Annotated in this window: 14 protein-coding genes and 1 pseudogene; 3 read left to right on the top strand and 12 right to left on the bottom strand. The window is 38.0% G+C overall.

Features of this window, described 5'->3' with window-relative positions; genetic code table 11:
• Nucleotides 1–310: 310 nt before the first annotated feature.
• The 9 genes from IGM04_RS01520 to fdrA form a co-directional block, all read right to left on the bottom strand.
• A complete protein-coding gene (locus IGM04_RS01520) occupies nucleotides 311–2,605 on the bottom strand; it encodes a WxL domain-containing protein (protein ID WP_086317606.1) in 2,295 nt (764 codons plus the stop codon).
• Nucleotides 2,606–3,051: 446 nt separating this feature from the next.
• Nucleotides 3,052–4,275: an amidohydrolase family protein gene (locus IGM04_RS01515; RefSeq protein WP_179189088.1), complete on the bottom strand. Its 1,224-nt coding sequence runs from the start codon at nucleotides 4,273–4,275 to the stop codon at nucleotides 3,052–3,054.
• 24 nt (nucleotides 4,276–4,299) lie between these two features.
• On the bottom strand, nucleotides 4,300–5,721 hold the full coding sequence (locus IGM04_RS01510; RefSeq protein WP_002392492.1) for a hypothetical protein: 1,422 nt from the start codon (nucleotides 5,719–5,721) through the stop codon (nucleotides 4,300–4,302).
• A complete protein-coding gene (gene allD, locus IGM04_RS01505) occupies nucleotides 5,721–6,782 on the bottom strand; it encodes an ureidoglycolate dehydrogenase (RefSeq protein WP_086317604.1) in 1,062 nt (353 codons plus the stop codon). The genes IGM04_RS01510 and allD overlap by 1 nt, the downstream gene beginning before the upstream one ends.
• Nucleotides 6,783–6,871: 89 nt before the next feature.
• Nucleotides 6,872–8,092 (bottom strand): dicarboxylate/amino acid:cation symporter, encoded by a 1,221-nt coding sequence (locus IGM04_RS01500; protein ID WP_002361159.1) that lies wholly within the window; start codon nucleotides 8,090–8,092, stop codon nucleotides 6,872–6,874.
• Between the two features lie 6 nt (nucleotides 8,093–8,098).
• Complete coding sequence (arcC, locus tag IGM04_RS01495; RefSeq protein ID WP_002355252.1) at nucleotides 8,099–9,037, bottom strand: carbamate kinase; 939 nt, start codon at nucleotides 9,035–9,037, stop codon at nucleotides 8,099–8,101.
• Between the two features lie 134 nt (nucleotides 9,038–9,171).
• Nucleotides 9,172–10,425, bottom strand: coding sequence for an MFS transporter (locus IGM04_RS01490; RefSeq protein WP_002355251.1), 1,254 nt, complete (start codon nucleotides 10,423–10,425; stop codon nucleotides 9,172–9,174).
• Nucleotides 10,426–10,434: 9 nt separating this feature from the next.
• Nucleotides 10,435–11,268, bottom strand: coding sequence for a DUF2877 domain-containing protein (locus tag IGM04_RS01485; RefSeq protein WP_002355250.1), 834 nt, complete (start codon nucleotides 11,266–11,268; stop codon nucleotides 10,435–10,437).
• Entirely contained in the window at nucleotides 11,261–14,272 is a 3,012-nt protein-coding gene (gene fdrA, locus IGM04_RS01480) for a DUF1116 domain-containing protein (RefSeq protein ID WP_086317603.1), read from the bottom strand. Before fdrA ends, IGM04_RS01485 begins: the two co-directional genes overlap by 8 nt.
• 122 nt (nucleotides 14,273–14,394) lie before the next feature.
• On the opposite strand from fdrA, the gene IGM04_RS01475 reads away from it, so the two are divergent.
• From IGM04_RS01475 to IGM04_RS01465, 3 genes and pseudogenes are all read left to right on the top strand, one after another.
• Nucleotides 14,395–15,987, top strand: coding sequence for a PucR family transcriptional regulator (locus tag IGM04_RS01475; RefSeq protein WP_002355248.1), 1,593 nt, complete (start codon nucleotides 14,395–14,397; stop codon nucleotides 15,985–15,987).
• The gene (locus tag IGM04_RS01470; RefSeq protein WP_179189087.1) at nucleotides 15,962–16,774 is read left to right on the top strand and encodes an alpha/beta hydrolase; all 813 of its coding nucleotides are present in this window, start codon (nucleotides 15,962–15,964) and stop codon (nucleotides 16,772–16,774) included. Before IGM04_RS01475 ends, IGM04_RS01470 begins: the two co-directional genes overlap by 26 nt.
• An 81-nt stretch (nucleotides 16,775–16,855) precedes the next feature.
• A pseudogene (locus IGM04_RS01465) lies at nucleotides 16,856–18,258 on the top strand (IS3 family transposase).
• A 73-nt stretch (nucleotides 18,259–18,331) separates the two neighbouring features.
• Here IGM04_RS01465 and IGM04_RS01460 read toward each other — a convergent pair.
• From IGM04_RS01460 to IGM04_RS01450, 3 genes are all read right to left on the bottom strand, one after another.
• Nucleotides 18,332–19,543, bottom strand: a complete 1,212-nt coding sequence (locus IGM04_RS01460; protein ID WP_086317599.1) for an amidohydrolase family protein — start codon at nucleotides 19,541–19,543, stop codon at nucleotides 18,332–18,334.
• A gap of 51 nt (nucleotides 19,544–19,594) precedes the next feature.
• Nucleotides 19,595–20,398 carry an ankyrin repeat domain-containing protein gene (locus IGM04_RS01455; protein WP_002373191.1) on the bottom strand — a complete coding sequence of 268 codons (804 nt, stop codon included), beginning with the start codon at nucleotides 20,396–20,398 and terminating at the stop codon, nucleotides 19,595–19,597.
• Between the two features lie 173 nt (nucleotides 20,399–20,571).
• Nucleotides 20,572–21,615 carry a DUF4822 domain-containing protein gene (locus IGM04_RS01450; protein ID WP_002387660.1) on the bottom strand — a complete coding sequence of 348 codons (1,044 nt, stop codon included), beginning with the start codon at nucleotides 21,613–21,615 and terminating at the stop codon, nucleotides 20,572–20,574.
• Between the last annotated feature and the right edge of the window lie 52 nt (nucleotides 21,616–21,667).

Below are 21,667 nucleotides of genomic sequence, written 5' to 3'. Positions count from 1 at the left end.
TAGGTAAACTTACCTTTTGTAAGGCTTTTACACCTTGTCACGACTAGTTTTCACGTGTTTTCAATTGTTAAACAATTCTTCGATTTTTTTTCATATTTTTTCTTTTTTTATTCAAATTTTGCTTCTTTTTTGTCGATATATGCTTTTTTTCGTAAAATTAATCATTTTTCCTTCTTTTTAGCAAACGTTTTTGTTACAAAATTCGTTATATTTTGGTAATGAACCAAAAAAAAGGCCGCTTCGTTGAGCCGCCTTTTATTATTTCTATGCAATGTTTTTGATCAAACTATTCAACTTATTTTTTATGGACTTATGGGCCTGTCACTAAATTCCAAGTCACCATTGCTTGATAAGTTTGATCTTTTCTACCTTGATTTGCTGGAATTTCTAATTTGATTTGATCAAAAGAAAAATCAAATTGATAAACATCACTTTCGTCAAACTGACCATTGGCAACAATATGGCTAGCTACACCGTTGGCAACTAATTGAATAGCGGTTGTTTTGCCAAGAGCAACTTTAGTTTCCGTTGGTTGATTGTACTGAATAAAACCTGAAACATTGGTTGTTCCTAACAATAACTTTGTCATTGATGATAGTTGATCCACTCTTCCTTCAAAGGGGGATAGTTCTGCAGTTAGTGCCCAATTGGGTTGTGATTTTTTCAAACGTAAATATGGATTTTCCTGACCATTTTCATAATAATCTGCTGCCTGCTTTAAACCATGTTGCTGCGTGTTGCTAGAAATGGCTACTTTACCAAAATCAAAAGTTGGTGTGCTGATAAAACCTTCCTCATCTGGTGCCACAATTTCTTGATTTTTAGGTTGGATTCTGACAGTATCAGCTGCGTGAACAGCAGAAAAATTTCCATTCATTTCAACAGCCGCTTGTAACACTTGATCTGGTTCACCTGTAGCAATTGTTGTCATCATAATAGTTGCTGTCTGACCAATAGGCACTTCCGTATTTAAAGCAATGCCAACTCGCCAATTTTCATCAGTAATAGGAACAATTTTGTTTGGTTCAGATCCAACACGAATCGTGACTTGGATTGGCCGAGCTAGACCTGGTGACCAACCAATTGCTGGCTTTAAGTTTATTTTTTTTAACGGTACTTCTCCCACATTTGTAAGCATAATCTGCCAAATTTGTATATAACCACTTGGCATGACTTTGACTAGTCCTTCTATTTGCATTTCAGCTTTTGCAGTTATTTCCTTATACACTGCTGTAATAGCGTTCATTTCATTAAAAACAGGGGAGTTTATGGGGCGCTTCGTTTTTTCTAAGCTCTCTTGTTTTGTTTTATCTTGATACCAACCTTGATATAAATAAGTTTTACCGTTAACGCTGTATTGTTGTGGTAGTTTTTTTCCAGCTAAATAGCGAAAGCCATCCGTAGTTATTGGTTGTTGGTGATCCTGAATAAAATCAGATGGTGGTGCAATTTCAACACCATTGACATCCTCAAATGTATAATTTTTTTGAGGTATCTCCTTATAGACAACAGTTAAATCATCATTGTCGTCATAGGTAATATCATAACTGGGCGTTACGCTTTTTTCTAAATTTTCAGGTTTCGTTTTCCCTTTATACCATCCTTGAAATTGATACGTTTTTGAGTCAATTTCATAGCTACTTGGCAAAAGATCTTTCTGTTTAAAGGTGTAAGGGTTACGCTCAATAAGTGTTTGCTTTCCTTGTCTAAACCCCGGTGGTGGAGGGATTGGTTTCCCTTGAGTATCCACAAAATGTTCTGTCACTTTGCGATTGGTAACATGATAATAAACCGGCCCTGAAAATTTAAAGTAATTCAATAGCCCAGATTGATTCGATGAATCAATCTTCACTTGGTTGTACAAAGGAACGATTAGTTTTTGGCTCTCGCTAATGTTAAACGTTACTCCTGTTTTCTGACTATATTGTTGTGCAGACATTTTTTCCAATTCAAATTGCGAAATTGTTGTTGGATATTGGTTTCCTGATGCGTCGGAAATAGTTGGCAGCGGATAATTGGGATCAATTTCCCCTTTCTTATTGTATAAGCTTAAAGAAGTATAATATCTTGGTAAAAAAAATGTTTGATTACTCGCTGCAAGCACCGTTGACATGTCGGAATAGACGGCTACTTTCTCACTTGGAATTACCACTTCTTTTAAATTAGCCACTGTAGATGCTGTCACTGGTTGACTTTCACCTTCCCACACATTTATGCCATTTGGGGAATTGCCTTGCCAACTATGATACTGTAGAAGGATCTCATTAGCGTTTACTGGCTGCCCCTCTTCATTAATAAATCCATAACGATAAGTTAGGTTAGGCGTCTCAATTCTTTCTCTAATCGTTTGACTTGTAACATTAGCCTCATTATCGATTAACTCACTTTTTGACAATGCTAGTGGTTCTTCATCATGTAGTTTATCCTTTGTCTGTGGTTGTTCACTTTTGGCTTTTTCTGCTGTTAATGAATGATTGGTTCCTTCTCTTACTTGTTTTGTACTTGGTAATGTTTCTGCAAAAACAGTTGTCTGTATTAGTATGGGGAATACTAATATATGGCAGATGCCCGTTACTATCAATTCCTTCCATTTACTTCGCTTCATATTGTCCCTTCTTTCTAAAGAACAATCCAACAATTCTTAGTTAACTAAACATTAAGACACTAAACTTAGCAGAATGATCACTTACCATTTTCAGCAACAGTCTTGTCTTGTGGTATCGGTTTCATTTTTCTTTATACTTTGGATCATTCACTTGTTTCAGCGCTATTCGTCCAATACTTCTTTTTACTAACCAGTTATAACTAGTTTAGCAAAAAAGAATAATTTCTGAAATTCCGAATTTTAAACAGACAGGAGCATTTCCTGAAGATTCTATATATATCAAGGAAAATCGACCAAAGATAAACTAAAAATAAACTTTTCAATAGAGAATCATAGCTAAAACAGGATAAATTAATCATATTTTCACCTTCCTAGCTTTACCTTTATCAAAAAAAGCTCAAAATGTTAGTTTTGACAACTAACATTTTGAGCTTTTTGTTTTTTTCTTAACGAATGATTTCGACTTTTTTGTCTGTCTTAACTGTAACACGGCCGTTTTTAATAACATATAACCGTTCTGGAATATCAATAATCGCATGTTCAACCACTTTTGTGTCTAATAAGACTAAATCTGCTTTATTCCCAACTGCGACACCGTATCCTTCTAGTCCCATCGCACGAGCAGGACTTGTTGTTACCATTGGTAGCACTGTTTTTAAGTCATCCGCTCCACCTAGGTGCCCAACAGGAATGGCTAGCATCGCTGTTTGAACAATATCCCCTGTGCCATATGGTGTAAAAGCATTGCGAATATTATTTGTAGCAATACAGACATTCACGCCACCATCGCGTAATTTACGGATTGGCGTAACCGCACGTCGAACATTGTACTGATCACCGCGAGCCCCTAAATGTAAATCCGTTGCTGGTAAAGCCATCACGCTAATATTTGCTTCCGCCATTTTTGCAATAATAGGCGCCAATTCTGCTTCAGGTAAGGCATGCAATGCCGTTAAGTGGCCCACTGAAACACGGCCTTGGTAGCCTTCAGCGATGGTTTTTTCACATAAATATTCAATACTCATATCATCAGCTTCATCGGCAAAATCTTGGTGTAAATCTACATCTTTATCATATTTTTTAGCAATTTCAAACACTAAATCAATATGTTCTTTCGCTGGTGCATCATTATAAGGAATACCGCCGACAACGTCTGTGCCCATATCCATTGCTTCATACATCATTTGTTCTGTTCCAGGGGCTTTAAAAATTCCTTCTTGCGGAAATGCAACTACTTGCATGTCAATTAACTCTTTGTATTCTTCTTTCAAACGCATAATTGTTTTGAAGCCAGTAAAACCTTGCGCTGGGTCAAATTCTGCATGCGTTCTTAACGCCGTGGTTCCATGAACGATTAACATTTCTAAGGCACGTTTAGCACGGTCGTAAATGTCTTCTTCGGTAAATGTTGGTTTTAATTCTGCGGTTACTTCAATCGCTTCTTTCAACGTACCTGATTTATTTGGTTTACGATCAGCGATTAATGCCTTGTCCAAATGTAAATGGCTTTCTACAAAACCTGGGATTAAAACACGACCATCTGCTTCGATGACTTCTTTGGCATCGCCAGTAATAACTGGGGCGATTTCAATGATTTTTCCTTCTTTAATAGCTACATCTTGTAATGCTTCACCGTCTTGAAGACGAACTTGTTTAATTAATAAATCCATGTTTTCCACTCCCTAAATTGTTTTTTATCCAAAGATTAAACCGATAACTAATAATAGTACAGAGGCAATACTTAACCATTTCACGTTTCCTTTAACAACATCCAAAATTGGAATTTGGAAGCCTGAAGATAAAGCTTGCATAGTAATATTAACGAAACTCATTTGACTACCTAAACCAACACCCATTGCTACAAAACCTAATGCTAACGGCGGGAAGTTCAACGATACAGCAACTGGTAGCACTAAAGTTAAAACAGAACCTACGTAGGCCCCAGCTGGAATCCCAATTAAAATCCCTGTTAAAATGGCAACTGGCACGACAATAAAGGCTGGTGCATTTTCAGCAACACCTGCGATGACAGCAAACGTTCCTGTTTCCGCAATAACATTAATAAAGGCTAAGAAAATCCCTACTTGGAATAAACGAGTCAAAATATATGTAGACCCATCTACCATCGCTTCGACAGATTTGTTCATTGAGAAATCTGTACATAAGAAAATTAAAACTAATGTTAAAATCATGTATACAAGTGGCGTAAAGAAGGCAAAACCAATTAAATCATTCACAATTGGTCCAAAAATTACAGCAAACAATAAGAAAATGGCTGGCAAGGTAATTTTAAATAATTCACCATTGCTCTTTTTATCAAATTCATCATCTGCCGACTCTTTAAAGCCAACATTTCTATGTTTCGTTCCCCAAAAGGCTAAAACAATCGCTAATGCTACGAAGAATAACCAGTAAGGTCGCATGGTTGAAACATATGAACCGACACTGATATCGCCTAATTTTGAAACAATACTTGATTCTAATGAAGCGGGTGATGTTGTAAATGATACCGCAGCAGCTAAAGACATTGCTGCAATTAATTCAGGAACAACGCCAACTGCAGCAAAGGCCAATGGCGCAATAACCATCGCACTTCCGCCACCAATTCCTGACATATATGTGGCTGCGGCTAATAAGATAACAATAAAAGCTGAAACATACTCGACTTTTCCTTTTGTGCCTCGTTTGGCTAAAGTTAATGCAGCTGAATAACTACCTGCTTTAAAGACCGCCATCGCAACAGCTGAATTAATGATGGGAACGGTAATTCCTAACATCATCGGGATAGCTTCCAACATCTGTTTATTCGCTTCTTCTAGTCCAATGCCACCAATCAGCATCGCTAAGACGCCACCAATTAAACCAGCGATAATCATATCGACTTTCATAAACAATAGAACCAAAACAACAATCAATGGAATAATCACAACTAATGCCATGATTCCTGTCGGGGCAACTACATCCCCAATCTCATCAGCAAAGGCCGCAACTGGCACAAAAATACTAACTAAGAATGCAAAAATAAGTGCTACTTTTGACGATTTTTTCATTTTACTTTCCTCCAATAGAAAGAAGGCGAGAGCAACGCAGCAGCGAATACTCTCTGCGCTCCTCATTATTTGGCAAAGGCACCTTGCCCGCCATATTTATCGTAATGTACAATCTCACTAACTAAATAATCATAAATACTTTGTGGAATTTCAATGCCTTCTGACATGGCTTTTTGATAGTTTAGCTGACCAATTTCTCCTGGATAGTAAACTTGTTGAAACCCTTCTGCTGTAGGCACACTATGAAGTTCTTCCACCATTTGATTAATATTTTCTTTAAATCGTTCAGAATCTGTAAAGCGGCTTGGATCAATGACTAAAAACATCTGACCCAGATTCCGTTTCTCCGTTAAATCCGCATACATGGAACTGACATGTTTACCAAAAGGTAAGCCTAACAACGAACCAGCTAAGACATCGACCATCATCATTAGTCCATATCCTTTTGGTCCTGAAATCGGCAATAAACCTCGTACTTCATAAGGATCAGTCGTTGGCTGGCCTTTTTCGTCTACTGCCCACGTGTCGGGAATTTCAACATCTCTTGAACGTGCATCTAAAATTTTCCCCCACGCCTGTACTGTCGTAGCCATATCAAACACGACTGGTTCATGACCTGCTCTAGGTGCTGCAAAAGCGATTGGATTTGTCCCAAAATAATTGCTTGTACCACCAAACGGTACCACCATTGGATCAGATTGACACATCGAAAGAGCAACCATGCCTTGTTCCGCTGCTTTTTTAACATAATACGATAACGTCCCGCTATGACTCGTTTGAGAAACGCCAACATATGCTAATCCTGATTCTTTGGCTAGGTCAACTGCAGCAGCTAATGCTTCGTTACAAACAAATTGACCCACGCCATTATCGCCATGAAAAATGGCAGTGGACGGTCCAGTTTTTTCAAATGATAATTCGGGGTCAATCGTGATCCCGCCTTTTGCAATCCGTTCCGCATAATAATTCATACGAACCGCCCCGTGTGAATGAATACCGCTAGCATCTGCAAAAGTTAAATGTCGAGCAACTTCTTCGGCATGTTCAGAATGTAAACCAGCAGCTTCTAATTTTTGTTTCATCAGCTTTTCTAATTTTTCCGGTGTAACGACAACCATTTCTTCCATTGCGCTTGCTCCTTTATCATTAATATTAAAAAAGGGAAAGAAAACAAGTGATTTTCTTCTTCGTCCTTGCATTTCCTCCCCTTTTTTCACTACTTATTGCTACTGTTAAAGACAGTATAGTCAATTTCATCCACTGATTTTGCAACTAGAATAGCAGAGTAAACATCTGAATTGACATTTAAAATTGTTCGTAACATGCCAACAAACCATTCGACGCCTGCAAAAATTGCAATACTCTCAATGGGTAAACCCATTTGCGGAACAATCACAGCCAGTGAGACTAAGCCCGCACCGGGAACAACTGCGTTTGCTAGTGAGACAAACGTTGCTGTAATTGCTAAGTAAATCATTTTCGTAATATCAAACTCTAGCTGATACATCTGAGCGATAGTCATTACAGTAAAAGCCATATGCATCGCTGAACCGTTACTGTTTAACGACATGCCTAACGGCAACACTAAGTTAGTAATTCGCTTACTTAAACCTAATTTCGTTTCTGTTTCTTCCAAAGCTACTGGTAAAGTAATTGCTGAAGAAGTTGTCGCCAAGGCCATCACAGACATATTTTTCATGTTTGTAATTAAACGTAGTGGACTTACTTTACAGTACAATGTGATAACCAAAATCCAGATGCCCAAAAATAAAATAGTTCCTAATCCATAGACCAATAGATACTTCACTAACGGTAAAATAATTTGAAGGCCTAAGTGACTAATTGTTGAAGCAATTAAAGCAAAAATCCCCAGAGGTGCTAGATACATGACGTATCGAATGACTGTAATGATAACTTCATTAAAGTCCACAATTATTTGGAAGAGTTGCGTCTCTGGATGGCTTTGTAAGTATTTATTCAGTGCTAAACCAAAAAATAATGCAAAGACAATAATTTGAATAATCGATCCTTGAGTCAGTGAATCAAAAATATTTTTCGGAACGAAATTTAAAATCGTATCAGTGATTGAGATTTCTTGCGCTTTAATAGAAGCATCTTGGAAGCCAGTCATTTTAACACCGTATCCTGGATTAAAAATGACTGCCATTAGGACGCCCCATAAAGCGGCAGCTAAGGAGGAAATCCCGAAAACAGCGATTGTTCTACCCCCAAGGCTCGTTAATTCTTTTGGATTAATACTGCCAACTGCTTGGACAATTTGCCCTAAGATCAAGATAGGAATAGCCATTTGCATCAGTCGCAAAAAGACATCTCCAACTATTTTCAAGTAATTGCCGCTAGCAGGAATCAAGAGTCCTACGAGGATTCCTACGACAACAGCAATTGCAATTTGGGTGATCATGGACGGTTTTTTCATGGTAAACTACCCCTTTTGACTGATCACAGTTCCTGCTTCTTTATCGATGTTTTCTAAGTTTTCGATAGAAGTAATGATTGCTTTCCGTTTGTCATCACCTTTTACGAAGTCTAAGGCAGCTTCGATTTTTGGTAGCATACTACCAGCAGCAAAGTGACCTTCTTTAATGTATTCTTCTGCTTCGGCTACACTGATTTGTTCTAATGCTTTTTGATCTGGTTGATTGTAATTAATGTAGATGTTATCAACGCCTGTCAAAATAATCAAACGGTCTGCATCAACGTTTTCAGCTAAAACACGTGCAGAGAAATCTTTGTCGTTAACCGCTTCCACACCTACGTATTGTCCGTCTTCTGCTACGACCGGAATGCCCCCGCCACCAGAACAGATAGTTAAAACGTCCGCCTCTACTAAAGCACGAACCGCCTCTTTTTCAACAATTTCTTTAGGCATTGGTGATGGAACAACTTTTCGGTAGCCACGGCCAGCATCTTCCACATACGTAGAGCCATCTTTGGCTGCTTCCGCGTCAGCTTCTTCTTTTGTATAGAATGGACCAATTGGTTTGGATGGTTTTTTAAACGAAGGATCTTCTTTGTCCACACGTACTTGCGTAACTACAGAGATAACTGGTTTAGCAATGTTACGTTTTTCAAACTCATTAGTTAAAGCATTTTGTAACCAGTAACCGATGCTTCCTTGTGTCATCGCAACACAAGTATCCAATTTCAACGCTGGATTTTTTTCACTTTCGCCTGCTTTTTGTTGTAAAAGCAAATTCCCTACTTGTGGTCCGTTTCCGTGACAGACAATGACTTGTTCCCCTTTGGCAACAAATTCTGCAATATATTTGGCCGCGTGATTAACGACGGCTTTTTGGCCTTCATCTGTTGGATCCGTATCTAAAATAGCATTCCCACCTAGGGCAATTACGTTTAAACTCATTGATTGATTCGCTCCTTTTTAGTAAAGCAAAGACAAAATCTTTTCAGTATCGACGGATAAGAAATAATTTGTTTACGAAATGAAAGATTTTGTCTTGCTCATTTTGATTGTTTCAGTCATTATCGAAGGGATAATTAACCTAATTTCGGTTTACTCTCATCTTTAGCTAAGAAAGCAAAAGCTAGTAAACCAATAACTAATAGTACACAAGAAAGATAGAAGCCAACTTGCATTGAGCCTGCTGTATCTGCTAAATATCCTGTGACATACGGTGCTAGGATTGACCCTGACATCCCGATAAAATTATAGGCACTTAACGTTGTTCCTAAGGCCGCTTTTGGTGCATGTTTGGTAACAAAAGTCACCATAATTGGATCTAACGCTAATTTCCCTGTTAACCCATAAAGAATTAAAACAGAAATTAACAATGTCCGATTTGTTACAAAAGCAATCGCAAAGACAGATAGGATTGCTAAAGGTACTAATGTAAAGACTAATTTTTTCGTCGCACCTGTTTTATCATTCAAACGAGCGAAGATTAAGGCGCCTGGAATAGAGGCCCATGGTACAAGTGATGAAATGAAACCAACGCTCGCTCCTGTAAAGCCACGTTCAGCAATTAAAAATTGTGGCAACCAAGTAATAATGACAAAGTTTGCATAAATACTTGTGAAACATAAAATAAATGCGGCTAATAAATTACGATTTGAGAAAATTTCTTTTAATGAGATCTTTTCTTGTGGTCCTTCTTCAGCAGCTGCTCGTGCAGCTTCTTCACCAGGACGAATCACTTTTTCTTTCAAAATTGTATAGAAAAGAATTCCTACGATAAACGTTGGAATCGCCATGATAAAGAATGGTTTGCTCCAATGTTCACCATTTTCTAAAACCAACTTACTTGAAAGTAAGTACCCACCTGATGTACCGAAGGCCATCCCACTATTGATGATGGCATTACCGATGGTCCGTTTACTTGCTGGAATCGCTTCTGTCGATAGCGCATATTGTGGCCCATAGTAAGCTCCTTGACCAATACCAGCAATTGCACGAATGACTAAAAACATAACAAAGGTTGTCGCTAATCCACTAAAATAAGTAGAAATAGCAAGAACGATAAACCCAACAGCAATGACTAATTTCCGCCCAATTTTATCGCCAATCATCCCAAAAGGAATCTGTGCAACAGCATAGGTTAGAAAGAAGATACTATTGGCTAAACCAAGTTGTGTGTTACTTAGACCAAATTGTTCTCCAATGACCCCCATCACTGGATTAAAAATAGTTCGTGTTGCGTACATTAAAATCCAGCCTACGAAGAAAATGGCTACGACTTTAATCCAGTAACTATTGCTCACTTGCACTGCTTGATTTTTTTTACTATTCTCCATGTCTTCTCCTCACTTCTCATCTAACTCTACAGATTGTAAAGCTAGTAACATTCCAAATGACATATCTTTACCAGAGGAATGTCCGATTTGTATAATTCTGTCAATATTTTCGTCAACTCTATTATCCCGATGGTTCTCCAAATCCAAGAGTAACTGATACAACAATGAATTTACATATCCTTTAGCCGAGCTTGCAATATAGCCTTTACTAACATCTGTTGTGGATAAATTTGCTGCCGAAAGAGTAGCGGCTAACGCCGCAGCTCTTTCATCAGCAAGTATGAACAGAATTGTTTGATACGCTACTAAAATGTCATCACCACTCGGGGTTAACCCTTTGCCCCGACCAATCAGATAATTCGTTACTTCTTGCCATTCCGATAGTGTCCAAACTTTTTGTTTTTGGCTCATTTTTTTGAAAATATGCTTTGCTCGTTCGTCTAAAGGCAGGCCAATTCTACGTTCTAAGTTTCTCGCTAATAAGCGGTCTCGCAACAAGCGTAATTGGTCTTTTTCTAACTTGAAATGAGTAATGTTTAAAGAAACGACCTCGGCAGGTGTGAGTTGGATCGTTTTCACGCCGACTGTACTGTAAAAGGTCAACTGATTTTCTGTGATTTTGACTTTATTACCTTGTTGTACATACGGAAAGATTTCTTGAAACAATTGATCTGGCAAAAACATACCAAAGCTTGATAAATAATTATGGAAGTTTGCAACATTGATTAATTGATCCTGGACTTTCAGATTAAATGAACGTTCAAAAACACTGTGAATGGTTCCCATCTTGCCATATTGGTGGATAGGAAAAATGTAGTCACTAATGACTAGTTGGTTATTCAACCGTAATGCCTAGTTTCTCAGCATACGCTTCTAGGGCTTTTTCAAAACAGCCTAGAGGTGCTCTAACTGTCCCTGCACCAATTTGACCAACACCGGCATTTTTGTGTGCAATCCCTGTATTGATGATTGGTGTAATTCCTAATTCCACCACTTTACGGATATCAATTCCTAAACAAGTTCCTTGGAAATCCCAAGTTGGAATTGAGAATGTTGGGTTGTGTCCTTCACAGATTTTTGCCATTTCATTTGAGGTTGCTAACGCATCTTCGAAGCCACCTGCACCAACAAACCGTGTTACGCCAGGTGCAGCTACCATAGCCATTGCTCCAACGCCTACTGTTTCAGTAATTGCACTATCCCCGACATCAGGATTTCCGTCTTCTTCGCTGAAACCAGTGAAGTAAAGACCTTTTGGTGTATTTACTGGTGCGGTATGCCATTGATCGCCTGTTTCTGCAATCCGGACCCCAAAGTTCACGCCGTTACGAGTCATCGTTGTGACAATCGTTCCGTTGGTATCTTTACGGGCACCATCAACAATTGCTTTTCCAGTTGCCATCATGACATTTAAGAAGAATTGATCTGTGTCAGCTAAGAATTTGATTACTTCGTATTTTTGATCTTCTGGAATATCTGTTTTGATAATTAATGGAGACAATTCTTTTAAGAAGTTCAAAGATGCGGCAATATTTCTTTGGTGGAACTCGTCACCCATTGTAATAGAGCGCGCAATCAATACGTTTAAGTTCAAGCCTTCTTCAGAAAGTTTCAAGGCTTTCGCAATAGTTGGTCCTAAAACATCTTTAATCCAATCTAAACGATCAACTACTTCTTGTGAATAAGCACCAAAACGCAATACTTTACCGATACCTTCATTCAAGATACAGTATGCTTCGTTACCTTCTAAGCGATTTTCTACAACAAAGACTGGCATATTACCAGAAGTAATACCGCCCATTGGTCCAACTGCTTTTACATGGTGACAAGGAATGAAACGTACTTCGCCAGCTTCAAAAATCTTCAAAGCATCTTCTTCATTGTCTGCCCAACGTTCGAATAATGCAGCTCCGATACAAGCACCTTTCATTGGTCCAGTCATTTCAGACCATTGGATTGGTGGTCCAGCATGAAGTAATGTTTTTTGTGCATCATCATTTAATTCTGGAATCACTGATTTCGCAGGTACCACATCTACTAAGAATGGTTGTGCATTTTTAATTTTGTCTGTTACTTTGTGATTTTCAGCTTCGATTTGTTCACTGTAATCTTCCAAAGCATCCAAAATTTTAATCATTTTTTTATTGCCGTTGGCACGCGGACGCCAGTTAAATTGAACAGTTTCGCCACCGTAATCAACGATTGATTCTGTAAAGCTTTGCAACCCAACGTTAATGATTCTTGGTTTGGTTGTTAATAGTTCCATTACTTTTTCGCCTGGTTTTGGTACATCGACAGTTGGTCCGTTGTAAGCAACCACTTCTTTATCGTCTTCTGAAATTTCGATTCCTTTTAGTAATAAGGCTAATTGAACAGCTTTAGCATTGCTTTCTGCAACTAAAACGTCGCCTTCTTTCAAACGATCAACCGACGATTGGTAATTTTGCGGATCTTTCGTAGTCCCACAAACAGTTGCAACAAAGTAAAGATCACGTCCGGCTTCTTTGGCTGTGGCACGCGCTTCTTCAATTGCTGGTAACAATGCACCAACCATGTCTTCATGAGCACCGTAGCCTAACACCACATCGAATAAGATAATCCCAGTTTTTTCATCTTGTGCGTATTCACGAATTTTTTCGATACGAACATCTGGGTCAATCATTGGGTGCGGACGACCTTGTGTATACATATCATCGCCTAAGTCAATGACTTCATAACCGTGAGATTTCAAGACATAACCTTCTGCTTTCACTAAACCGCCAAGATCTAAAGCTTCAGAAATTAACATACCTGCTTCAGAAGCTAATGTACCACCTGAATATAAGCCTTTTACAACTTTATCTTCTGGTAATGTTGGTACAGCTGGTTTTGCTAATGCTTCAAAGTAATTTTTCTTCACGGCCACATCATTTGCTAAATCAACAGCAATTTTAGCTGTTTCTTCTAATGTATGAGCTAGATAAACTTTGCCTTCGTGACTTGTTGGTTTTTCTCCTAAGAAAATCGCAACGACTGGTTTTGAAATACTTTGTAATAATTCAACCACTTCATCACGAACTTCTTTTGCAGGTGGTTTAGAAATAACTGTAATCACATCGGTTGGTTCGTGATTTTCTAAAGCCACAATAGCATCTTTCACTGTGATAGCGCCTACTTTGTCGCTTAAGTCACGACCACCAGTACCAATGGCGTGAACAACTCCGCCACCTAAGCGGTCAATAATCGTTGTAACTTCTTGAATCCCTGTTCCTGAAGCACCAACAACGCCAATGTTTCCTGGAGAAACAACATTTGTAAAGGCGATTGGAATACTTGAGATAATACCAGTTCCACAGTCAGGGCCCATCATTAGTAAGCCTTTTTCATGCGCTAATTTTTTCAAACGTACTTCATCTTCAATTGACACATTATCCGTGAAAGAGAACACGTGTAAATCATTTTTTAAGGCACGTTCCATTTCTGGCGCACCATATTCACCAGGAATACTGAATAGCGCTACATTCGCCTCTGGTAAAAGATCAAACGCTTCTGACCAAGAAGTTGCTGCTTGTGCTTCTTCACTAGTTCCCTTTGCTGATAAATCATCTAAGAATTCATCAATCGCTGGCATAACTTCTTCCATGATGTTTTCTTTTTCGCTGTCAACCACAATCATCATGTCGTTTGCAGATGCACTATTGGCCTCATCCGTTAACAAGTTCGTGTTGTTAAGGATGTCTTTGTTGGCATCTGTTCCCATCATGATTTGACTCATGGTTACACCATCTAATGCATTGATTTTATTGGTCAATAACATTAAGTTGATGGAGTCTTGGTAATTGTTTTTCAAAATTACTGTGTGTAACATTGTTCATCCTCCTATCTATTCCTTACAATGCTATTGTATCGAAACGAGAAAGTGTTTTCATCGGACATAATTCTAAAAAAATGGTATAATTTTTATCCATAAGAGGAAAAAAGGAGAAAACGATGAAATTAAGAGAGTTATTATCGATAGGTGACTTAAAAAAAGGTAAAATTTTGACGAAAGAGATTGGTTTAGACAATGAAGTTGACTCGGCAATGGTCTTAGAAGCGATTGATATCGAGAACTGGAGTAGAAAGAATCAGTTAATTTTGACTTCTTTCTACGCATTGCATGATCTACCCGAAAAAGAGTTGGAAAATTTTTTCGTAAAGATGCGCCGAATTGGCATCAGCGGCTTAATTTTGAAAACAGATCGATTCATTAAAATGATTCCAGAGTGGTTTATCGAATTATGTTTCAATTATGAAATTCCTTTAATTAAAATCACACAAGACATTAGCTATGAAAAAATTCTGTTTACGATTTACGAGCCTTTGTTGAATTATCAGTCGCATGTCTTACGTACGTATTACGATGTGCGCCAACGTTTCACCAAATTAGAGCGCCACTACCCAACGGTTGAGACGATTATGCAAGAATTTTATGACATCATTAAATTACCCTTCGCTTTAAAAATGTTGGATAAACATCTGGAAATTAGCGATGGCGACTTACCCCATGATGCGATTGTGCTCTCAAGAGAAAAACTAAAAAACAGTGAATTCACTAAAAACGATTACTCTCTTTTAACACTTTACTCTCATGCCAACCCCAAAAAACAGTTGGCACTAGAAGTTTCTATTTTCAATAGTTATTCCACTAATTGTTTACTTCTGGTTTATTTACAAGATGAAAAGGTTAAAGAAACGGATTTAGTGATTATCGAAAATGCGATTGATGTCTTACAAGAAAAATTCAATACCGAAAATTTGTTAAAAAAAGAACGGTATACTCGTTTGAACAACTTAGCGGATGCTATTTTACAAAATACACCGCAAAATCCTGACGAGCTAAACAGTTTGCTTCGTGAAGTGCAAATGCAAGAGCTAGATTCTTACCAAGCGATTGCTTTTTCTACCAAAGACACCAATACACAACTCATGAAAGAACGAATTATTGCCTTACTTCGTACCCTGCGTGTGAAATCCATCTTCTTTGATCAGCTAAATTATTCGGCGGTCCTTTTTAACTTCAATGAAAGTGATGGAAAAATTACAAAGCTGCAATTAAGTCGTTTATTAGCTGAACTTTTAGAAGAAAACGACACGCTTACCGTTGCCGTCAGCAGTTTAAAATCACGAGAAGGGATTAAAGAGCTACTGATTGAATGTCTGGACATTCTGCGCTTTAATGAAACTTTTTATAACGGACCAATTGTCACCTTAGCCGATATTGGGGTATTTAAAAATTTTATCCGCGAAGACCAATTGGAAAATTTAGACGAATTAATTCCTCGCGCACTTTATCAATTAGCCGAAAATAACTACGATTTGTTTGAAACCTTGTACAGTTTTTTCCAAAATAATCGCAACTATAAACAGACCTCTGAAGCGATGTTCCTTCATTCAAAAACGATTCGTTATCGTTTAAACAAAGTGGAACAACTTCTTGATATTGACTTAGCCAATCCCTTGCAATTGTTAAATTATGAAATTGCCACATACATTATAAAGATGAGGAGACGTGCACTTGAAAAACAATCAAACACTCGCTAATGGCGCAAGAGTTACTATCTACCCCACTACGACTGAACCAACGAACTATGTCGTCTATTTACACGGTGGCGGGATGATTTATGGAACCAAAAGTGATTTACCAGAAGAACTGAAGGAGCTGTTTACAAGCAATGGCTATACCGTTTTAGCGCTGGACTATTTGTTGGCTCCAAATACAAAAATCGATCACATCTTAGGGACGCTAACAGAAACCTTCCAATTGTTAAACGAAGAGATTATTCAAAACCAGCCATTTGGTTTGTGCGGGCGTTCCGCTGGCGGTTATTTAATGTTACAGTTAACCAAACAATTACAAACACTAAATTTGACGCCACAATTTTTAGTCAATTTTTACGGCTATACAGATTTAGAATTTATTAAAGAGCCACGAAAATTATTAAAGCAAGCCATTTTCGCTAAAGAAATAGCTACCATCGACCAAACAAAGCCTGTTTGGGATGATCCTTTTCTTTCTCGCTATCTGCTGTATCATTACAGTATTCAGCAAGCGCTATTGCCGCACTTTTACGGATTACCAGAAAATGGGGACTGGTCTGCTTACGCACTGTCAGACGAAACATTAAAAACTTTTCCCCCTTGTTTCAGTACAGCTAGCAGCTCAGACGAAGAAGTGCCGTTCCGCTATAGCAAAAAAATCGGACGGACCATTCCTGAGAGTACCTTTAAAGCGATTTACTATTTAGAACATGATTTTTTAAAACAAACCAAGGATCCTTCGGTCATCACTTTATTTGAGCAATTGGATAGCTGGCTGAAGGAACGATAAGCATAACAAAAAAAGAAGCGAGAAATTGAGCCGACCCCCAAAAGTTAGACCTAGAAATCTAACTTTTGGAGGTTTTTTTGTATGGCAAAATATAGTTTTGAATTTAAACTTAAACTTGTTCATGACTACTTATCTGGTCAAGGAGGTCTAAGGTTTCTCGCAAAGAAGTATGGGTTTAAAGATAGTTCTCAAATAAGCAAATGGATAAATGCCTATGAAGAACTTGGTGAAGAAGGCCTACTTCGCAGTCGAAAAAATAAGAATTACTCTGTTCAATTTAAGCTAGATGCGATAGAGTTATATTTAACAACAGAGTTGTCCTATCAAGAAGTAGCTAATCTTCTAAAAATGAACAATCCATCATTGATTGCGAATTGGCTTAGAACGTATCAGAAGTTTGGTATAGAGGGACTCTCTAAACAGAAAGGACGTCCACCTACCATGTCTAAAAAGAAACGAAATGAACCCCAACCACTACCAAGTGAACGATCTCAAGTAGAGAAACTAGAAAAAGAAAATAGAATGTTAAAAATTGAGAATGCCTATTTAAAAGAATTGAGGAGACTGCGTTTAGAGGACGAACAAAAAATGAACGAATCGCACGAATCATTCACAGTCTCCGAAGACACTTTCGATTAAAAGATATTTTGGAAACCCTAAGGTTTCCAAAATCTACTTACATGTACTGGCAAAAACGCCTCGACAGAACAGCTTCAACACAAATCATCGAAGAAGAAATTCAAGCGATTCGTAAAAAACATCAACATTATGGCTATAGAAGGATGACCCAAGAATTGAAACGACGTGGATTTCAAGTGAATAAAAAGAAAGTCCAGCGATTAATACAAAAGTTAAAGTTACAAGTCAAAGCTTTTACTAAGAAATCAAGAAAATATAATTCCTATAAAGGAACCGTTGGTAAAATCGCTAAAAATTTGATTCGTCGCCGATTTAAAACTTCTGTTCCTCATCAAAAAATTACAACTGATACAACTGAATTTAAGTACTTTGAAGCAGATAACGCAGGCATCTTTCGTCAAAAAAAACTATACTTAGATCCATTTATGGATATGTATAATAGTGAAATTCTAAGCTATAGCCTTTCTACTCAACCAAATGGTAAAACAGTTATGGAAGGTCTGAAAGAAGCAATTTCTCAAACAAATGATTGTCCCTATCGGCGCACCTTTCACTCTGATCAAGGCTGGGCTTATCAAATGAATGTCTATATACAAGCATTAAAGGACAACAATATCTTTCAAAGTATGTCTCGAAAAGGAACCTGTTTAGATAATTCTCCTATGGAGAATTTCTTCAGTATCCTAAAACAAGAAGTGTACTATGGAAAAATCTATCAAAGTCAAAATGAATTGAGAGAAGCAATTGAGAACTACATTTATTATTACAATCATCACCGAATCAAGGAAAAACTTAACTGGAAAAGCCCAGTAGAATTTCGACAATTCAATCAAAAAACTGCATAAAAATAGAGTGGAAAAATCCACTCTATAAAAAGTCTAACTTTTTGGGGTCGCTACAAAATCTCGCTTCTTTTTGTTATTTTTGATAAAGTGTGGTTCCTTTTACCACACTGATTTCCACCGGTGTCTGACGAGCGACAAAAGCCGCCGCACATTCTGCTTCAGTGAGTAAGTATGTTGCTTCAGCACCAACTTTCGGCCAATTTGCTTGCCCTTGTTCGTCTAAAGTTGTGACACCATCTGTCACTAAGCCTAATAATTGTGTTAAAGCATCTTGATCTTTCACGTTAAAAAGTTCACCTAAACGAGCCAATTTTTCTTGTAATGAACCATCACCATAGGGAGACCAGCAATCGTAGATATTGTCACAACCAAGATGGACATTGACTCCATGACGTAACAATTCCATAATTGGCGGAATCGTGTTAGGTGTGATTGGCACGCTGGAATTAATATGAATTTTTTCTGCTGCTAAAGCATCATAAACTTCGTCACGTTCTTCACCAATGAAATCATTTAACCCGAAGGCATGGCTGATAAATACTTTGTCTTGTAGGCCATATTCTTTCGTTAAACGGATAATTTCTTTAATCGTTGTTGTCCCAGCTTCGTGACGGTCATGTAAATGAATATCTACACCGACACCATGTTTATCTGCTAAGCGGAATGTTTCAGCCAATGATTTTTTGTAATCACCATCTAGTGAATAAGGATCCACGCCACCAATAAAATCGGCACCTTTTGCCAATGCTTGATCAACTAATTCAACGGAATCTGAACGCAGTAAGCCGTGCTGTGGAAAGACGACAATTTCTACCGCAAATGGTTTCGTTTTGGCCAATGCTTGGACTTCATCAAAATAACGTAAGTCTGTCATCGGTTCCACGTCGACATGTGTTCTGAAGGCTGTCGCGCCATGTGGTAATTCTAAGTCAATTAAATGGTTGGCGCGTTCTGTTAAAGAAAGTTCTAAACTATCTAAATAAGGGATTTCTGCTTCGACACGTTCCACAATTGACTTCGCTGGCGTCACCGGATACCACGGAACACCTAGTTTACTTTTATCAAAGTGACAATGTTTTTCAATCAAACCTGGTAAAATCAATTGATGGTGACCATCAATAATTGTCAACCCAGGTTCTTCTACCAATTCTTCATTGGGGATGATTTTTGTAAATACTCCATCTGTTACTTCAATTGCCACTTCTTTGGTTACTGTCCCAGATAACCAGTCACCTTCTTTTTGATACCCTGTTTCAATTCGAACATTTTTTAACCAATAATTCATGCTTTCCTTCACTCCTACCTGTATTTATTCCTTCCCGAAAGGACACAATACTTAGTTGTACTGTGCTAAAATTTTACTAATTTCCGTATAACCTTTTTGATTGGCATAGTCCATTGCTGTTCGACCAGAATTGTCTTTAATGGATTGATCCGCACCATTTTCCATTAACAATTTTACAATATCTTGGTAAAGTTGGTTCCCTTCACGTAACCCCACTGCCTCAATCAATGCTGTATAGCCAAAGTCATTTTGGAAATCTATGTCTTCTCGTCCATCTTCTAACAAGAGCTTCACATTGTCAATATGTCCTTTTTCAGCTGCCGGAATTAACGCATTTCCACCGTAACGGTTATGCTTATTTAAATCTGGGGTCGCATTTTTTAACATATACGCTAAAATCTCCGTACGTCCTTGCGCTCCCGCATAAAGATAGGGACTATCACTAATGCTATTTTGCAGATTAATATCGGCACCCCGATCAATCAACGCTTTTGCAATCTCAATGTCATTATTGTGAACAGCGATATTGAGCGGTGTGTTGCCTTCTGTGTCGACTTCATCCACTTGATAAGTAGTATCTTGTAAAATTTCCTTGACCTTCTTCGTATCTCGTTGATTGGCTGCTTCTAAAAGCGCACCCACTTCATAGGTCTTCATCGGTTCTTTCACTTCCTCTTTTGATGTTGTTTGAGCCACCGAACGGGTTGTACTGGTGCTTTCAGTTTTTGCACTACTTTGAGTAGTCACCGTTTGACTATTTTTTGACGCTGCGGAGGGTGTTTCTCCTCCTTGACACGCAGCAAGTAATGGAATGGTCACGACACTTAATAGCCCCATTAAAATTTTTTTGTTCATTGTGCTCAACTTCCTTTCCTCGAGAGAAATATGAGATTTTTCTCCAGTGGTTCTAATCTAACGAATCTTTTTTTATTTGTCGATTAAAACGCTTTCTCTGTTTTTCTATTTTAAAAAGAGAGAAACCAAAAGAAGTCGAAACTTTTTTTGGTTTCCATTCGTATGTTTTGTTCTTAAAAGGTAAATTCAGGATTAAAAGTTCCTTGGTATGGTTCATGTTCCACATAGACTTGGATATCGTTTCCTTCGTTATCTTTACCCATTCGTGTGTACGTAAAACGATTATCATTCAATTCTGTTAACTCTAAGACAGCGCCATAGCGATTGGTTCCAATGGAAACATGGGCACGGAATTTATTTTGATTTCCTACTTTAAAGTAGCCATAGTCGCCACGAGTTTCACCAGTTTGTAAATTGAAAAATTCATATTTGCTGCTATCTTGGTCAAATTTCGCTAAGCTGATAAAGTTTTGGTTGGCCGAAGTTACGTCATTGCCATCTTTATCCACTACTTTTGTGCCATTCCAAAGAAGTTGCGGTGTCCCATCAAAGGAAGTTTTACCAATAATTTCATCCCCTTGTCGATTTACATCAATCTGGCCTGTTTGTTCTGTCATGGCACGGCGTCCATTCGTGAATTCTAGTGTTCTGGGACGATTATTGGGGTATGGCTGCGGACGACCATAAACTGGTCCTGAGGTTGCTTTGTTTTCTACGAAAACTTCAATATCATTTCCGTTTTTATCTTTCCCCATCTGTCTATACGTAAAAGTATCTTGGTATAAAGTTCTAAGTGGGTATACACCTTGATAATTTTTGGTTTCAGAAATAATTACAAGACGGGAAACATCTGTAATACCAGCGGTCATAAAGAAGGTTCCTTCATCTCCTGTTGATTCTCCAGTCTCTTTATCAAAAAATTCATAGAAACTAGTGGTTGCATCAAATTTGATTGCATGTAATAGGTTTTGATTTTCATCTGTTAAGTCATTCCCGTTTCGATCATAAACGCGTGTTCCAGCCCAATCTTTTTCTGATAATCCTTCATCTTGTCTAATACCAACTGAACGTAAATACTCAGGTAAATCCCCTAAATTATTGGGATTGTCTACGCTTTGAGGAACGTATGCTTCTGCCGTCAAAGCCCCTCCTGCTCCACCAACTAATAACGCACTTAAAGCCAACAACGTAATTGTACCAACGATTTTTTTCTTCATAAACGACTACTCCCTTTCCTTTTGATAATTTAAGGATAGCAAGTAGTTATTA

This window comes from Enterococcus sp. DIV2385, assembly GCF_051711925.1.
GTDB lineage: Bacteria > Bacillota > Bacilli > Lactobacillales > Enterococcaceae > Enterococcus > Enterococcus faecalis.
Note: the sequence above shows the minus strand (reverse complement) of the source record. Positions and strands in the feature narration are given on the sequence as shown.

What these genes read in the sequence shown, in the direction of transcription:
- IGM04_RS01520 (WP_086317606.1), bottom strand. Translation starts at nt 2,605, where the DNA reads ATGAAGCGAAGTAAATGGAAGGAATTGATAGTAACGGGCATCTGCCAT.
- fdrA (WP_086317603.1), bottom strand. Translation starts at nt 14,272, where the DNA reads ATGTTACACACAGTAATTTTGAAAAACAATTACCAAGACTCCATCAAC.
- IGM04_RS01455 (WP_002373191.1), bottom strand. Translation starts at nt 20,398, where the DNA reads ATGAACAAAAAAATTTTAATGGGGCTATTAAGTGTCGTGACCATTCCA.
- IGM04_RS01500 (WP_002361159.1), bottom strand. Translation starts at nt 8,092, where the DNA reads ATGAAAAAACCGTCCATGATCACCCAAATTGCAATTGCTGTTGTCGTA.
- allD (WP_086317604.1), bottom strand. Translation starts at nt 6,782, where the DNA reads ATGGAAGAAATGGTTGTCGTTACACCGGAAAAATTAGAAAAGCTGATG.
- IGM04_RS01450 (WP_002387660.1), bottom strand. Translation starts at nt 21,615, where the DNA reads ATGAAGAAAAAAATCGTTGGTACAATTACGTTGTTGGCTTTAAGTGCG.
- IGM04_RS01475 (WP_002355248.1), top strand. Translation starts at nt 14,395, where the DNA reads ATGAAATTAAGAGAGTTATTATCGATAGGTGACTTAAAAAAAGGTAAA.
- arcC (WP_002355252.1), bottom strand. Translation starts at nt 9,037, where the DNA reads ATGAGTTTAAACGTAATTGCCCTAGGTGGGAATGCTATTTTAGATACG.
- IGM04_RS01460 (WP_086317599.1), bottom strand. Translation starts at nt 19,543, where the DNA reads ATGAATTATTGGTTAAAAAATGTTCGAATTGAAACAGGGTATCAAAAA.
- IGM04_RS01515 (WP_179189088.1), bottom strand. Translation starts at nt 4,275, where the DNA reads ATGGATTTATTAATTAAACAAGTTCGTCTTCAAGACGGTGAAGCATTA.
- IGM04_RS01490 (WP_002355251.1), bottom strand. Translation starts at nt 10,425, where the DNA reads ATGGAGAATAGTAAAAAAAATCAAGCAGTGCAAGTGAGCAATAGTTAC.
- IGM04_RS01510 (WP_002392492.1), bottom strand. Translation starts at nt 5,721, where the DNA reads ATGAGGAGCGCAGAGAGTATTCGCTGCTGCGTTGCTCTCGCCTTCTTT.